We start from the raw sequence: 13742 nt of genomic DNA, 5'->3' as shown, positions 1-13742 counted from the left end.
CTATCACACAGCGGCCCCGGCCTCGGCGGTTTCGGGCAGCAGCTCCGCCAGGTAGGCGTCGGTGGCGGCCCCGATCTCGTAGGGGGCGGCCGCGCGCCGCAGGGCATCGGGATCGGGCGGCGCATCCAGGGTGCGGGCCAGGGCATCGCCCAGGCCTCGCCAATCCCCCACCGCCACCAGCGGCCCCAGGCGGCCGTCGTCCAGCAGCTCGCGCGGCCCGCTGGGGCAATCGGTGGCAGCCACCGGCGTGCCCAGGGCCATGGCCTCCACCAGCACGAAGCCCAGCCCCTCCCAGCGGGAGCTCAGGGCGAGCACCGAGGCATGGCCCATGTAATCGTAGGGATTGGAGCGAAACCCCACCAGGTCCACATCCCCGGCCACTCCCAGCTCGCGGGCGAGTGCCTCCAGAGCGGTCCACTCACCGCCCTGCCCGACCAGGACCAGCCGCGCCTGCCGATCGGCGCGCAGACGGGCGAAGGCCCGCACCAGGGTGGCGAAGTCCTTGCGGGTAGAAAGCTCGCCCACCCCCAGGACCACCGGCGGCTCGCCGGGACGGAACCAGGGATGGTCGGGCCGGGGGCGGCTCTGGTCGAACAGCTCCGCCGCCACCACCGGGCTGGCCACGGTGCGCACCCGCTCGCCGGGAACCCCGAAGGCCCCCACCAGGTCCCTGCGCACCCCTTCGGAAGGCACCAGGACCCGATCGGCCCGGCGATACAGACGCGGCAGGGACCATCCCTGGATCAGGCGTTCCAAAAAGCGCCGCTTAGACAGGGCCACCGACGGCATAGTGCCGTAGCGGAACACCTGCCGGACCGGCACCCCGGCCAGCCTGCGGGCCAGATAGGCGATGCGGTTGATCCGGTCCTTGCCGGAAAACAGGACGTCCGGACGCACCCGGCGCAGGTAGCGGACCAGGGCCGGCAGGGCGGTGGCGGCATGGCCGGCGCCGAGGTCCACCACCCGCACCCCCTCCGGGACCGGGTCCAATTCGGGACCATGACCCCGGACCCGCAGCAGGTCCACGGCCACCCCGCGCTCGGCCAGCGCCGGAACCAGGTTCCGCAGCAGGCGATCCACCCCGCTGCGGCCGGAGGTGGCGAAGAAGACCGCAATGCGGTGGCTAGCCGGCATTACCGAATCCATCAACCCGCGGTTGTGGCGATCGCCGGTCCAGGGGACTTTTGACCTGGGCTCCGCCGGAAACCCGAGCACTCTTTGGGGATGGCAGGAAGGCCGCTACCAAGTTAGGCTTAGGCTTGAAGGAGATGAGGAAAATGTTCACGCACACTTCTTACCAGATCCTATTGAGGCTAACCCCCAGAAACGAAAAAGGGGGCCGGATATCAAAACACAGCCACCTCCGCCGAAAACCGTTAATAACTCCCGAGGGCATTTCACCTGGACCAGTCCAGCCCCCGAGAGGGATCACCGTTGGAAGTGTTTACCGCCCATCTCCGGTTCCAGATTATCAATGGTAACAATATCCTCCCACTTGCCGGCGTCCTCTTTCCTTTGGCTTCACATCAAAAAGTCCGGCGGGCAGAGCATCCGCAAGGCCCTGGGGGAATCCTATGTGGAAACCCACCGCAAAAACCCTAGCCCTTTCCTTGCCCTACCGAGGCAAGAATGGAACGACAACTTGAACAACTTCCGGATCCCTCTGGGAGAATACGACTACCGCCGCATGCTGTTTGCTAAGGAGTTCCTTTATCCCGATGATTTTTCAGAACGTTTCAAATTCACTGTTGTCCGCAACCCTTATGCTCGCGCGGTATCCTGCTGGAAATATCTAACCCGGCGGGGAGTAATTCAGCAGGTTTGGCCTCGTTTCCGCCTTCGTCACCGATTCGAGGACTTCCTGGCCATGCTCCCGGAGGCCTGGGCAAGCCGGAAGAACCGGCAGCTGGCCACCCATACAGCCCCAGTGTGGCCGGATATTACGGACGGCGAAGGGCGGCTTTTGGTCGACTTTATCGGTCACTTAGAGACCATCGAGGAAGACTTTGGGATTATTGCCTGGCGCCTTGGCTTACCGTCACGGCCCTCCTTTCCGCGAGAGAACGCCTACACCGGGCAGCCACCCCCCGAGCGGGCCTACACCCGAAAAACCCTGCGCATGGTAGAGCAGCTTTACGAATCGGACATCGAAATGCTCGACTATAATTTCCCCAGATTGGTGGGCTCCACCCCCCTGCGAGCCACCACATAAACCTGGTCGGTAGCGGCTCTTCCAAAGATCTAGGGAAACCGCCCAACCGAACGAGATGACTGGTCGAGCCCCTGGCTCTCGTCCCTTCCGGGGCTCAGCAATCTAACCCGGGACTAAACAGGCTCGCCCTATCCGGGAAGAAGCGCGAGCGGATCCGCTCGTTTTCCTCGGCATAGCACTCCAGCCAGCGCTGCCGAGCGCTTTCATTCTCCCAGAACCCGGTTTCGGGCTCATCGACAAAGCGTGCCGAAGCCCTTGCCATGGGCCCCCACCTCAGAAACCGGTTGACCTGTCGATTTTGGCCGTGTGAACCGATTAACGGAAGGAATGCGCGTTTCATTCGCGCCTGCCGCACAGTAAGGCTTTGCCGGACCAGGCCCGAATCCTCCAAACCGGCAACCCGAAAACCGAGCTCGGCGAAGAAGTTCTGAAGCAACCGATTATCCCGAGCCAGCCCTTCGTAGGTCAGGACCCTGACCGGCCCGAAAACCCGCTCGAAGGTGGCGATGTTGTCCTCAAACCGCAGATGGCGAGATTCAATGAACTTTCGAAAATCCGAAAAAGACATCCTCCCCCGGCGGGAGCCCTTCATGATGTTCTCAAGATAGAGGGAGTGAGCCAGTTCATCCTGCCTACGCAGGACCAGAATGACTTCCACATCGAAATCGCGAAACGCCTCCGCCACACCCTCTAAATAGCCCCTCCGCTGATCGAGCCAATCCTCCCCCGCCCCCGGTACAACGTGTCGGCAAAAGGCCTCGGCGCTAAGCAGCAGGGACCGATCTCCAATATTCGCCCGCCAATGGGCAACAAGGTCCCGGACCTGTGCCGGATCGAGCCCCCGTGCCCCGCCCGGCCCCACCAGGGCATGCGCAAGGCGGTTGTGGGAGGCGGGCCCCGCCTCCAGCACCGGGCGAAAATCGGGATACCACAGGCCGCGCTCCAGGAGGGTCTCCCGGTGCGAAGCAGCGAATTGCTGGAGAGCGGTAGTCCCGGTCTTGTGGACCCCGGCGTGAAGCCACAGCTTGGGCAAAGCCATCGTTTTTAAGCTCCCTGTATCCTCCGCCCGGGTTCGGACTCCGGCCTGCCTAAATTCTGGCATAGACTCTTCCCAGCAGGAGGCTTAGCCCTTGCTTTTGGTCCGTCCCACCACTTAGCTATTCCGGATGGCCGGAGTACCCAAAGGCTTCAAAATCGGAACGGTAAAGCCGGTAAACGCGGCAAAAGAGCTCGGCATCGTAGAAGTCGGCGGTCCGGATATCGGAACCTCTTCGCCGGTCAGCCCGGAGGGCCGCTCCCTGAAAGGTGCCTTCCCCAAAAAGACGATCAGCAAGCTTCCCCAAGTCCTCGTCAAGACTTTCCACCCGGCCAAGGAAGGCCAGACCGGACGGCTCCACCGGGAGCAGGGCAACCTGGGGCGCCCAATGCGGGTTGGCGTAAAGGCCACCGCTCTCAAGGAAAGAGACGAATCTGGAGAAGGAGACCCCGCGGGCCTCCTCGAACCCGGCGGAACGGGCAACAAAGCCGTATTGGCCTGCTTCCGCCGCAGCGATTTTGTCCAAGTAGGCGGACAGCACGCGAGTATAGGGATTTCGCACTACGCTAAAGCAGAAATAGTTGGCGGTTAGCTGCCGAGGCGTCCAGACTCGGGCTCGAAACAGTCCCGAGAAGCGCTTTTTCATGGTATGGACATCGGCCGATACGGGCCCTTCCTCCAGGGTGGGGTCATACCTGAACAGGGTCTTGATGACCGTCGAATTAGCGCACTTAGGAAGACGGAAATAACAATACCGGCGGGCCGGGTTGATGGCCGCCCGCCGAGTGACCCACTCCACCCGGACACGGGGATCGATTCCCCTGGCCAGGGGGTGCCAGCGAAGCCACCATTTCTCTTCCCGATCAAGCATGATCGCCGAAGACCTCCCTGGAAACAGCCGGCGCCTTCGACCCCCCTGCCACCTGCTCATACAGGCCTTGATAATCTCGGGCTTCTACCACCGGATCGAAACGATCCAGGACGAACCGACGCCCGATACGGGCCCGTTCCTCAAGCTCGCCCTCGCTAAGCTGGTTCATTTCCCGGATCCGCCGCGCCAAGCCGTCAATGTCACCTTCCGCTACTAGTTCCGTTCGAAAGGCCCCCGGGATGGCATAGGGGATTCCCCCGTGCCGCGTACCTATGACCGGCACTCCGAGGAGCTGGGCCTCCTTGACCACGTTGGGGATTCCCTCCCGGTCCCCTTTGGCGCCGGTTCGATTGGCCGCAACGAGGAAGTCGGCTTCGCCCATCAGGGCGACCACCCGCTCGAAGGGCAAGGGACCAGTGAGGGTCACAGAGCCCTCCAAACCCAGCTCGGCGATCTCCTCCTGGAGCCGGTCCCGCAGCGGCCCCTCGCCGATGACAGTCAGGGTAACCTCCGCACCGCTCTCCCGAGCACGGGCCACCGCACGGATGGCGTCGGAATGGCCCTTTTTATCGATCAGCCGCCCAATCGAAACCAGGCGACCGGAAGGCGGGCCCGGCGGCCGGTACTCCAGCAGCCGGGGGTGCTTGCCTCCAGGGATAAAGACCGGCTCCAGCTCCGCCGGCAGCATGGGGCGGATGCGCTCACACAAGTCCGGCGAAACACAGGTTATGGCCGCCGCATTGGCCAAGCTGCGGCGGTAAAGGCGTCGCCAGCGCCATTTGCGGATCTTGGCCGAAGCGTCCCGCCCCCGAAAGGTCACGACAAGGGGTATCCCCGCCTCCCGACAGGCCCGCCCGATCAGTACCGCCGTAGGGCCAAACTGGGCATGGACGATATCCGTCCGGGACGCCACCAGCCGTTGCCGGACCTGCTTTTCAAAGCGGGTTGGGGGGAGCCCGTTCTCCCAAGACGGCGGCAGGGTTCGCTGGGCGCGTAGCCGGGCAAGCTCCGCGGAGGTGGGGGGCGAGACCTCGTAGACGGGATGAAACGGTCGCTCCTCGGCATTCTTTCGGTTCCAGGTCAGAACCTCGACATCCAGCCCCTGTCTGGCTTGTAGGTTGGAGAGGAGCTCGTAGACAAAAGTCTGTGTGAGCTCCGAAAAGATCGGCATGCAATGGGTAACTCGCAGCTTTTGTACAGGCTCGCCTTCACCCATGAAGAAATACGCACCGGTCCTTGAACCGATCCTCCCATAAGGACCAGTCGGCATAGCGTTCAACCATCTCGGCCAGATAGGCCCGGTCCTCGTCGTCCAAAAGATCGCTTCCGCCCATTCCCAGGCGCGACCAGGGGAGCCGCTCCGCACGCTTCCAGGAGAACCAGCCATGGGGGTTCCAGCGACTGCGCCGGATGCGGTTGAGCGCTCGCAGCCAGCGGGCCCCACGCCCGCGCAGCCCAACGTTGGCCTGCTGATGGAAGGCACGGGGCGGGATCCCGGAGACCAGATCCTGAAGCCCAGTGTCGCCGCCGAAGGCCCGGGTTATGGCGGTAACGAAGCCCTGGGGATCGCGAAGGAGACAGTCATAGTGGCAAATCGCCACCGGCCCCGGGACGGCCTGCCCGACATCCTCCACCAGCCACCCGTAATCCAGGTAGGCCGGGGTCACAATATGGTCCGAAGTTTCCCCGAAGAAATCACGGAACCTCCGGTAGCCTCCCCGCTTGACAAACTGCCGATACAAGGAAACCACCCAGTCACCAGGCTCGCGGAGAAACAAGAGGTGGCGCTTGCCCGGGACCCTGCTTTGCAAGGCCCTAACCGCCTCCGCTCGCCGTTCCACGGCCCCCAGGAAAAGGGGGTCGGTAACCGATTCGGCAATCAGTAACGGAACCCCCTGCGGTCTGGCCCACAACCGCTCGATCTTGTCACTCTCATCGAACAGATTCACCTCCGGATTGTAATCCAGGACGGAAGCGAGCCAGGTGGTCGCCGTCTTGGGTAGTCCCACCAAGGTGAGCTCCAGCTCGGAAACCCCCTCCGTTTGGCCTGGCATCCCCATTAGGCGAACCTCGACCGAAGAACCGGTTCATCGTAGGCGAAGCGGTTTCCCAGCCCCTCGATATCGTCGGGGTAATGCCTCTCCTCCAGGCAACGTGCAGGACGCTTGGGCAAAGCCACCAGAGGCGGGGGCCTTTTGCGTTCGGTTTCCACATACGGGCCCCTAAACGTGCCCCTCATACTTTGCCCGCCGGCCTTATGGGTATGCACCCAGAAAAAGGGGAGCGCCTTGCTCGGGTGGTGATCAGGAACCGTCATGCCTCGGCCCCCTCCCCGGCGATCTCCCCTCGCCTCTTGACCGAGGCCACCCCGGCGATCCCCAGCGCCATAACGAAATAGGCCTGACCCACCGGATCATCGTGGCGAATTGTGGCCCCGTTCAGGGTTAACAGGTAGACCCAGGTGGCAATCACCAACAGGGTGAAGTGCGGCGAAAGGGAGCGCTCCCGGAACAGGCACCAGGTATCACGAAGGGGGAGCAGGAATACCGCCAAGAAGCCCACCAGGCCAATCATCCCGAAACCGACAGCCATCTGGATGTAGAAATTGTGAAAATGGTTTAAATCCCTGAGATTTCCCCCTCCCACCTCGGCGATAACAAAGTCAAAACGACCCGGCCCCCATCCGGAAAGCGGCTTTTCGCCCAAAGCCTCCCATCCGGCCATGAGGAGTCGGACCCGGTACTCCACGGACCCCGTGGCGGCATCGTCCAATTGAAGCTCCGAAGCCCCCCGGAATCCGTCCACCAGCCCGGCCGCCCGTTTTTCGAGGGTAGCGCTGTAATTCCAGGCGAGCACGGCCAGGAGCAGGACCACCGCGGTGATCACACCCGCCTCCCGGGAGACCCTTTCCGCCCGATGGAAGCGGCCCAGGGCATACAGGGCGACCGGGACCAGGGCCAAGACCAGCCCCAGCCACGCCGTCCGGGACTGGTTCCAGATCACCACAAGAAAGAAAAGGGCAGCCATCCCCACAAGCAGGACCAGGAGGGCGATCCCGGCCCATCCCCATCGGTGCTGCCGGAGCTGCTTTACAAGGACGGTTACCAAATACAGGGCGGCGATCTCCCCCCCACCGTACAAGCCACCGATGGCGTTTTTATGGCCACCGAATTGGAGCCGCCCCCCACCCCCCTCGACCAGGTAGTGGCTTAGCGCCGACCAGCCCGCCTCAAGGAAGAAGAAGACCGTCAGGGAGCCGACCAGTCCGGTCAGCAGGAGGATCACTCGCTTGGGATCCCGGCCCAGATGCCAGGCCAGGAAGAGGGCGGGAAGGCCTGCCACCATAGCCAGCTGCCTACCGTGCTTGCTTATCGCATCGGCTTGGTCGGGCAGGGCCTGTTGGGCTATGAGCAAGCGCAAGGCCATATAGACCGTTAGGCCCACCACCAGCCATGCCCAGGGAGAGCGGGCACAGAACCGAAGGAAAGGACGGCCCTCGGAGGCAGCCAACACAGCCAGGAGGCCCAAGGCGAGGTAGATGGAGGCCGTGCTGAGAAGGCTGCCGAAGCCGAGAAGGGCAACACCAGCTGAAACCATCACCGTGTGGAAGGATTGCCCCTCGCGGAGCGGGAACCGGGAAGACAAGACGGCGGCTGTTCGCTGCAAGGACCAATCCCCGGGCCGCCCAAATTCGCAAAGGCTTGCATTATACGGGAAATGTCCGGCATGCCCACCACCGTTCGATACGGCTCTGGAGTGGATTTGCCATTCCGGGAGCCGCCCTCGGAACCCTCCAGGCCGCCACCAACAGACTCGAGTTTGACCGACTTTTGCTACTCCGGGATGGCCGGCCTCCGCCCTCACGCACTCCCACACGGCCAACCACCGGTGTCGCTCGGAAAGGCAATGGCTCGGATGCGGTCCAGCAGGAACCCTCGACCCGAGCATAAGGGCACTCTCCTGAACCGCGAGGCTCGCTGATGCCAGCCACCACGGCCACAGGCCCGGGGACGTGCTACCCTCCCGACGACCTTTTATACCCAATCGCAACCGATCATACATGGACACCCCCAGCCCGCCCTTAATCATCATCGGCACGCACCGCTCGGGCACGACCATGCTCGCCGGTCTGCTGGCCCGCTCCGGGGTCTACATCGGCCGGCGCCTGGGTCGCAACAACGAGGCCCTGTACTTCCGGCGCCTGAACCGCTGGCTGCTGGCCCAAGGCGGGGGGTCCTGGACGCGGCCGCTACCTTTCGCCGACATCCTAGACGATCCGCCCTCCCGGGAGCTTGCCGCCGATTACTTGCGCGCGAGCCTGACTTTCCCGCGCACCCTGGGATTCTGGGGATGGCGCAACCTGGTCAAACGGGGGGAGGGGCTTTGGGGCTGGAAGGACCCGCGCACTACCTTCACCCTGCCGTTGTGGCTGGAGCTTTTCCCCGAGGCACGGGTGATCAATGTGGAGCGCCACGGGGTGGACGTGGCCGAGAGCCTGGTGGTCCGCCGGGAGCGCTCGCTGGCGCGCAGCCGCCGGCGCTTCCACAAGCGCCGCGCCCTGTTCCGCTTCCTGCCCAAGCGCGGTGAGCTGGTCGACACCCCCCGTCTGGCCCGGCGCGAGCCGGCGCTGCAGCTGTGGACCGAGTACATGGCCGAGGGCCGACGCCAGGTCGAGCAACTGGGCAACCGGGCCCTGACCATTAGCTACGAGGACCTGCTCCGGTCGCCGGAGCAGGAGCTTGAGCGCCTGGCCGAGTTCTGCGGCCTGGCGCTCGATCGGGCGCCCCGGCGGGAGCTGACCGCCTCGCTGGATTCCGGCCGCGCCTTCGCCTACCGCGAAGACCCCGAGCTCCGCCGATTCGCTGCTGACCAGTCCCAGTTGCTGGAGACCTTCGGCTACGGGCCGTGAGGCCCGTAGCCCGCCTTGTTGCCCGGGAGGGCGCCCGGTAAACTAGGTCCTCATGCTGCCTCTCTTATCCGCTTCCACCCCATGCCCGTAACCGAGCGCGTCGCCATCTTCCTGTCCTTCTCCGGGGACGGCGGGGTGGAGCACATGATGCTCAACCTGGCCGCGGCCATGGCCCGCCTGGGCGTAGGGGTGGACCTGGTTCGGGCGCGCGCCGAGGGCGGTCACGCCAAGAGCCTGCCGGAGGGGGTGCGCACTGTGGACCTGGGCACCCGCCACAGCTGGTCGAGCATGGGCCCGCTGGCCCGCTACCTGCGCCGCGAACGGCCCACCGCCCTGCTGGCGGCCAAGGACCGCGCCAACCGCGCCGCCATTCGCGCGGCCCGGTTGGCGGGGGGGGATACCCGGGTGGCGGTGCGCCTTGGCAACAACCTGTCCCAGGCCTTGCAGGGCCGCTCGAGGCTGCGGCGCTGGCTGCGGACGCTGCCCATGCGCCGGGCCTACCGCCGGGCCGACGCGGTGATCGCCGTCAGCCGCGGCGTGGCCGAGGACACCGCCGCAGTGACCGGCCTGCCCAGGGAGGCCATCCACGTGCTGCCCAATCCGGTGGTGACCCCGGAGCTGGCCGAGCGGGCAGCCGCCGAGCCGGACCACCCGTGGCTCCGGGAACCGGGCGACGGGCCGGTGATCCTGGCGGTGGGGCGCCTGAACCGGCAGAAGGATTTCCCCACCCTGCTGCGCGCCTTCGCCCGGCTGCGCGAGCATGAGGCCGCCCGCCTGATCCTCCTGGGCGAGGGCCCGCAGCGGGCGGAGCTGGAGACCCTGATCAAAACGCTCGGCCTGGAAGAGGCAGTCAGCCTGCCCGGGTTCGCCGCCAACCCCTATCCAGCGATGGCACGCGCCGACCTGTTCGTGCTGTCCTGCGCCTGGGAGGGCTCGCCCAACGCCCTCACCGAGGCCCTGGCCCTGGGCACCCCGGCGGTAGCCACCGACTGCCCAAGCGGGCCGCGGGAGATCCTCGGCGATGGTCGCTACGGGGAATTGGTGGCGATGGGCGACGATGCCGCCCTGGCTGAGGCCATGGCCCGCACCCTGGCCCATCCGCCGGATCGGGCCCACCTGCAGGCCGCCGCCGAGCGCTACCGCGACACCGCCAGCGCTTGGGCCTATCTGGACGTTCTGGGCGTCACGCCGCCGCACCCGGAACCGCGGCCAGACTGAGGAACGTCGGCGCATGCTCTACTGCCACCGCTACCGCTTCCTGTTCGTGCACCTGGCCAAGACCGGCGGCACCAGCGTGCGCACGGCCCTGGACCGCTACCGCTGGCGCGATCCGCTGTTCTACCCGCAATTGGTTTGCCGGCGCCTCAGCGACCTCACCGGTCGCCGCATGGGGGTACGCATGCCGCGCCACGCCAAGGCCATCACCGCCTACGAGATGCTACCCCTGGATCTGTTCGAGTCCCTGTTCAAGTTTGCCTTCGTGCGCAACCCGTGGGACCTGCAGGCGAGCTCTTGGTACCACATCGCCCGCGAGCGGCCGCACCTGCTGGAAGGCATCGACGACTTCGAGACCTTCCTGCGCTGGAAGCTGGCCGACCCCGAGCGGCCCTACCACTACATCGTCGATGCCTCCATCGAGCCGCAGTGGCACTCCTTGATGGACTTCGACGGCCGCTGCCTGGTGGACTTCCTCGGCCATTACGAGAGCCTGGAGGCCGACTATTACGAGGCCTGCCGGCGCATCGGCCTCGAGCGCCCGCCCGCCCTGCCCCACAAGCGCCGGGCCGAGGGCCGCAGCGACTACCGCCGCTACTACAGCGACACCGCCGCCGAGCTCATTGAACGCCACTTCCGGCTGGACATCGACAACCTCGGCTACAGCTTCGACTAAATAAAGCCCCCTGCCGGTTATCGTTACGATCGCCCGTCAGGGCTCGCGGCAACCTGCCTATACGCGGGCCCCGGCCGGCAGATCGCGTCGCTGCGCTCGCGATGACAGCAAGGAGGGTCCTAGACGCTGGTGCCGGCTCCTACCCCTTCGCCGCGTCCCGCCAACGCCACTCCTTCACCCAGTTCAGCGCCCGCCCCGGCGCCGCGATCAGGTCGATGCCGGCCCGCGTGGCCCAGCCCAGCTCCTCGCGCCAGGATTCGCGCAGGCCGATCTCGCTGCTGGTGGCCCGGCGCACCGCGTTGCCGGCCAGATTATGGTGGGCGCTGTTGGCCCAGTCGTTCACCTGCGCCGGCTCGTAGTCCAGGCCCAGGTAGCCCATGATGCGCCGCATCTCGGCCTCGGGCTCGGCGGCTAGGCGCTCGTAGCGCACCACCAAGTGGGGCCGGTTGAACAGCAGCGCGAACAGGCGCAGGGAGCGGTAGGAGTACTGCACCGTGGGCCGGAACACCTGACCCTTGCGCCGCTTCACCGAGGACGCCCGGCCCTTGGGGTTGCGCAGGACATGGATGGGAACCACCTCGATCTCGGGGTGCTTGAGCAGCCAACGCAGCCGGGTGACGCGCTTGGAGGAATCGATAACGTAGGCGGCCCCGGAGACCGCCTGCACCGCCCGGAACAGGTCGAGGTTGTCGCGCTCGAAGGTAGCCCGGTCCCTGGCCTCCAGGCGCAGGTCCTTGAGCCCCCGGCCGGTGCGCTCGGTTAGCTCGGCGTCCACCGCCGTCCAGAACGGGCAGTCCCAGATGGTGGCCGCGCCGCAGGCGCAGGTATTGCCGATGCTGTCCACGCTCTGGGGGTTGGGGTTGCGAAGCACGTGGGCAAAGCCGTAGAGCTTGTGCACCTCCCCCACCCCCTGCATCTGGCTGTGGGCGTTGAGCAGGATGTCCAGCAGCGTGGTGCCGCTGCGGCCCAGGCCGGTGACGTAGACGATCTTCATGCGGCGGGTCCCCGTTTAGCATTCATGGGAGGGTCATTCCTTACGCGGCGGGTAAGATGAATCCTTGCGGCCGCCGTCTCCGGCCCGCTTTCAAGCCTTTCCGTCCAGTTCCGGGCACCACTCGGTGAGGGCGGTCACGTAGGCGGCCAGCACCCCGGCCCGCTCGGCCACCACCTCCCGCGCAGCGGCGCCCAGGCGCTCGCGCCGCCCCGGATCGGCCAGCAGGTCGGCCAGGGCCTGGCGTAGCCCGGCCTCGTCGGCCACCTCCACCAAGGCGCCGGCGTCGCGCAAAGCCTGGGCCTCTTCGGCGAAGTTCGCCGTGTGCGCCCCGGTGACCACCGCCCGCCCCCGCGCGGCGGGCTCCAGCAGGTTGTGGCCGCCCCTGGGCACCAGCGAGCCGCCCATGAACACCACATCGGCGTGGGCCATGAACGGCCCCAGCTCGCCCAGGGTGTCCACCAGATAGATCTCGGTCGCCGCGGTGACCGCCTCGCCGCGGCTGCGTACCGCCACGGACCAGCCGGCGCCGTTGAGCTCGCGCAGGACGGGTTCCCGGCGCTCGGGGTGGCGGGGGGCCATCACCAGCACCCGCCCGCCGGCGTCCAGGCCCGCCCAGGCCCGGGCCACCCGGGCCTCCTCGCCTTCCCGGGTGGAGGCGGCCAGGACGTAGGACCGCTCCAGCGGCGCGGGCCCTTCCGCTCCCTCCCCGGCGGCACCGTCGGCAAACTTCAGGTTCCCCGCTGCCCGCAGCCGGTCGGCGGGCAGGCCCAGGGCGCGGAAGCGCTCGGCATCGCTCTCGGAGCGGGCCAAGCCCAGCGACACCGCTGACAGGGCCTCTGTGAAGGCCCGCTGCAGCCAGGCCGGGGCATTCAGGGTCCGCGGCGACAGCCGGCCGTTGACCATGGCCAGCGGCACCCCCCGCTCGCCGCAGGCGGCGAACAGGTTGGGCCAGAGCTCGGTCTCCAGCACCAGGGCGCATCGGGGCCGAACGGCCGCCAGGAAGCGCCGCACCAGCCCCGGCGCATCTAGCGGCAGGTAGGCATGGGTGACAACCGGCGGCAGCTCCCGCGCCGCCACCGCCGCCCCGGTGGGGGTGTTGGTGGTCACCAGCACCGGATCGTCGACGCGGGGCGCCAGCGCCGCCACCAGCGGCGCGGCGGCCTGGACCTCGCCCACCGAGGCGCAGTGGACCCACACCGCGAACGGCCCCGCCGGCAGTCCCCGGCCCAGGCGCTGACGCAGATAGCGGCCGCCGCCGTCGCGGGCGGCGCGGACCAGGGTATAAGCGGCGCCGAGCGGCAGGGCCAGGCGGGTCAGGCTGCGGTAGAGGGTGGTGGCCATGGCAGCGGATCGGGCGGCGGAGGAAGGCCGCAATCCTGCCACGAAGGGCGGGAAGGGGCCAGAGCCGGGAAAACACCGAGCCCGCCCCTCATCAAACCGGTTACACGCCCTTTATGACACTCCTGGGGACGACGTTATGGCTGGCGCCCCATCCTGCCGGACGAGGCAGACAATCACCTTATCGAACTGGCGGTGGCCGGCGGTGGTCAAGGCATCGTGACCCGGAACCTCCGCGACTTGCGGGGAGGAGAGCTGACATGGCCGGGCCTACGGAATCTCAGCCCCGCGCAATTCCTGAAGGAGATAGACCAATAACCACACTGACCATCCGCCTCCCGGATGATAAGGCCGAGCGGCCCAAGGCGCTGGCAACGAGCCGGGGCGTGAGGGAAAAAAGCGGGAGAAGAAAGCGGAAGGAAAAGCGAAAGGGTCAAAAAGCGGAAGGGTCAGGTCTTGCCTTTTGCGCCTTGCCGGGCGATACGGCTGAC

Annotated in this window: 12 protein-coding genes; 4 read left to right on the top strand and 8 right to left on the bottom strand. The window is 66.4% G+C overall.

The genetic code is table 11. The annotated features are described in order from the left end of the window. Nucleotides 1-3: 3 nt before the first annotated feature. Nucleotides 4-1134, bottom strand: a complete 1131-nt coding sequence (locus V5A19_RS01690; protein ID WP_332317577.1) for a glycosyltransferase — start codon at nt 1132-1134, stop codon at nt 4-6. Between V5A19_RS01690 and V5A19_RS01685 the strand changes: the two genes are divergently transcribed. Then, nucleotides 1115-2212, top strand: coding sequence for a sulfotransferase family 2 domain-containing protein (locus tag V5A19_RS01685; protein ID WP_332317576.1), 1098 nt, complete (start codon nt 1115-1117; stop codon nt 2210-2212). The genes V5A19_RS01690 and V5A19_RS01685 overlap by 20 nt on opposite strands. 94 nt (nt 2213-2306) lie before the next feature. Here the strand turns inward: V5A19_RS01685 and V5A19_RS01680 are convergent, their stop codons facing one another. From V5A19_RS01680 to V5A19_RS01660, 5 genes are all read right to left on the bottom strand, one after another. Beyond that, nucleotides 2307-2897, bottom strand: coding sequence for a hypothetical protein (locus tag V5A19_RS01680; RefSeq protein ID WP_332317575.1), 591 nt, complete (start codon nt 2895-2897; stop codon nt 2307-2309). Nucleotides 2898-3369: 472 nt separating this feature from the next. After that, nucleotides 3370-4119, bottom strand: a complete 750-nt coding sequence (locus V5A19_RS01675; protein WP_332317574.1) for a sulfotransferase family protein — start codon at nt 4117-4119, stop codon at nt 3370-3372. Further along, entirely contained in the window at nt 4112-5290 is a 1179-nt protein-coding gene (locus V5A19_RS01670; protein ID WP_332317573.1) for a glycosyltransferase, read from the bottom strand. Before V5A19_RS01670 ends, V5A19_RS01675 begins: the two co-directional genes overlap by 8 nt. A 37-nt stretch (nt 5291-5327) precedes the next feature. Continuing rightward, nucleotides 5328-6173 (bottom strand): hypothetical protein, encoded by an 846-nt coding sequence (locus tag V5A19_RS01665; protein ID WP_332317572.1) that lies wholly within the window; start codon nt 6171-6173, stop codon nt 5328-5330. Between the two features lie 259 nt (nt 6174-6432). After that, nucleotides 6433-7785 (bottom strand): O-antigen ligase family protein, encoded by a 1353-nt coding sequence (locus V5A19_RS01660; RefSeq protein ID WP_332317571.1) that lies wholly within the window; start codon nt 7783-7785, stop codon nt 6433-6435. Between the two features lie 394 nt (nt 7786-8179). Between V5A19_RS01660 and V5A19_RS01655 the strand changes: the two genes are divergently transcribed. The 3 genes from V5A19_RS01655 to V5A19_RS01645 all read left to right on the top strand — a co-directional run bounded on the left by V5A19_RS01655 (nt 8180) and on the right by V5A19_RS01645 (nt 10919). Then, nucleotides 8180-9028: a sulfotransferase gene (locus V5A19_RS01655; RefSeq protein ID WP_332317570.1), complete on the top strand. Its 849-nt coding sequence runs from the start codon at nt 8180-8182 to the stop codon at nt 9026-9028. Between the two features lie 81 nt (nt 9029-9109). Continuing rightward, complete coding sequence (locus V5A19_RS01650) at nt 9110-10246, top strand: glycosyltransferase (protein WP_332317569.1); 1137 nt, start codon at nt 9110-9112, stop codon at nt 10244-10246. A 13-nt stretch (nt 10247-10259) separates the two neighbouring features. Continuing rightward, a complete protein-coding gene (locus V5A19_RS01645) occupies nt 10260-10919 on the top strand; it encodes a sulfotransferase family 2 domain-containing protein (protein ID WP_332317568.1) in 660 nt (219 codons plus the stop codon). A gap of 139 nt (nt 10920-11058) precedes the next feature. On the opposite strand, the gene V5A19_RS01640 is transcribed toward V5A19_RS01645, so the two are convergent. Together V5A19_RS01640 and V5A19_RS01635 are read right to left on the bottom strand one after the other, a co-directional pair. After that, a complete protein-coding gene (locus V5A19_RS01640; RefSeq protein ID WP_332317567.1) occupies nt 11059-11913 on the bottom strand; it encodes a sulfotransferase family protein in 855 nt (284 codons plus the stop codon). 90 nt (nt 11914-12003) lie between these two features. Continuing rightward, the gene (locus tag V5A19_RS01635; RefSeq protein WP_332317566.1) at nt 12004-13254 is read right to left on the bottom strand and encodes a 3-deoxy-D-manno-octulosonic acid transferase; all 1251 of its coding nucleotides are present in this window, start codon (nt 13252-13254) and stop codon (nt 12004-12006) included. Between the last annotated feature and the right edge of the window lie 488 nt (nt 13255-13742).

The sequence above is a fragment of the Thiohalorhabdus sp. genome (genome assembly GCF_036628635.1).
Classification (GTDB): Bacteria; Pseudomonadota; Gammaproteobacteria; order Thiohalorhabdales; family Thiohalorhabdaceae; genus Thiohalorhabdus.
This window is presented reverse-complemented; position numbering and strand designations above follow the sequence as displayed.

What these genes read in the sequence shown, in the direction of transcription:
- V5A19_RS01675 (WP_332317574.1), bottom strand. Translation starts at nt 4,119, where the DNA reads ATGCTTGATCGGGAAGAGAAATGGTGGCTTCGCTGGCACCCCCTGGCC.
- V5A19_RS01635 (WP_332317566.1), bottom strand. Translation starts at nt 13,254, where the DNA reads ATGGCCACCACCCTCTACCGCAGCCTGACCCGCCTGGCCCTGCCGCTC.
- V5A19_RS01685 (WP_332317576.1), top strand. Translation starts at nt 1,115, where the DNA reads ATGCGGTGGCTAGCCGGCATTACCGAATCCATCAACCCGCGGTTGTGG.
- V5A19_RS01645 (WP_332317568.1), top strand. Translation starts at nt 10,260, where the DNA reads ATGCTCTACTGCCACCGCTACCGCTTCCTGTTCGTGCACCTGGCCAAG.
- V5A19_RS01690 (WP_332317577.1), bottom strand. Translation starts at nt 1,134, where the DNA reads ATGCCGGCTAGCCACCGCATTGCGGTCTTCTTCGCCACCTCCGGCCGC.
- V5A19_RS01655 (WP_332317570.1), top strand. Translation starts at nt 8,180, where the DNA reads ATGGACACCCCCAGCCCGCCCTTAATCATCATCGGCACGCACCGCTCG.
- V5A19_RS01650 (WP_332317569.1), top strand. Translation starts at nt 9,110, where the DNA reads ATGCCCGTAACCGAGCGCGTCGCCATCTTCCTGTCCTTCTCCGGGGAC.
- V5A19_RS01665 (WP_332317572.1), bottom strand. Translation starts at nt 6,173, where the DNA reads ATGCCAGGCCAAACGGAGGGGGTTTCCGAGCTGGAGCTCACCTTGGTG.
- V5A19_RS01640 (WP_332317567.1), bottom strand. Translation starts at nt 11,913, where the DNA reads ATGAAGATCGTCTACGTCACCGGCCTGGGCCGCAGCGGCACCACGCTG.
- V5A19_RS01670 (WP_332317573.1), bottom strand. Translation starts at nt 5,290, where the DNA reads ATGCCGATCTTTTCGGAGCTCACACAGACTTTTGTCTACGAGCTCCTC.